Below are 599 nucleotides of genomic sequence, written 5' to 3'. Positions count from 1 at the left end.
CCTTTCAGACCGAACCGCACCCCGTGCCACCTCTGGCCTACCAGCGGCGCAGTACGAACTGGTCGAGGCTGAAGTCACCGGCGAGCGTGAGGTCCAGCCGCCCGTCGAGCACGACCGGACCCCGAGGGGTGGCCGCTGCCGTCGTCGGCGCGGGGTCCGGCCACGGCACCAGCCGGGTTGTGGTCGCGGAGCGCCACCCGTCACTCGACCGCAGCACCCGCACCGCAGCGGTGCCGGCCGGGTTGCCGAGAGAGTTGGTGACGACGAGCAGGGAGCCGTCGCGGCGCAGGACGAGGCCATCGGCGCCGGGAGCGAGCTGGTCGAGTTCGACCGGCCGGATCCCGCTGCCGTCCAGCCCGACCCGCAGCACCTGCCCGCTGTCGTACTTACCCACCAACAGATATCCGGCCGGGTGCACAACGACCCCGTTCACTCCGAAACCCGTCGCCGCGAACAGTGGGCTGTGGAACTGGCCGGTGACTTTCCCGGCTGTGTCGATCTTGAACACCGTGCCGCCGAAGGTGTCGGTGACGTAGGCGTTGCCGTTGCGGTCGACCGCGACGTCGTTGGCGGCGTGTGGTCCGGTGCCCAGCGCCAGA

At 70.6% G+C, this 599-nt stretch carries 1 protein-coding gene; it reads right to left on the bottom strand.

Annotation, left to right across the window (positions count from 1 at the left end; translation table 11 throughout):
* Positions 1-37: 37 nt before the first annotated feature.
* The coding region (locus tag HJC40_RS45010) for a hypothetical protein (RefSeq protein WP_250010015.1) at positions 38-599 on the bottom strand (562 nt) is incomplete at its 5' end.

The sequence above is a fragment of the Actinoplanes sp. M2I2 genome (assembly GCF_023544445.1).
Classification (GTDB): domain Bacteria; phylum Actinomycetota; class Actinomycetes; order Mycobacteriales; family Micromonosporaceae; genus Actinoplanes.
The sequence above is the reverse complement of the archived record's forward strand: the minus strand, read 5'-3'. Positions and strand labels throughout refer to the sequence as shown.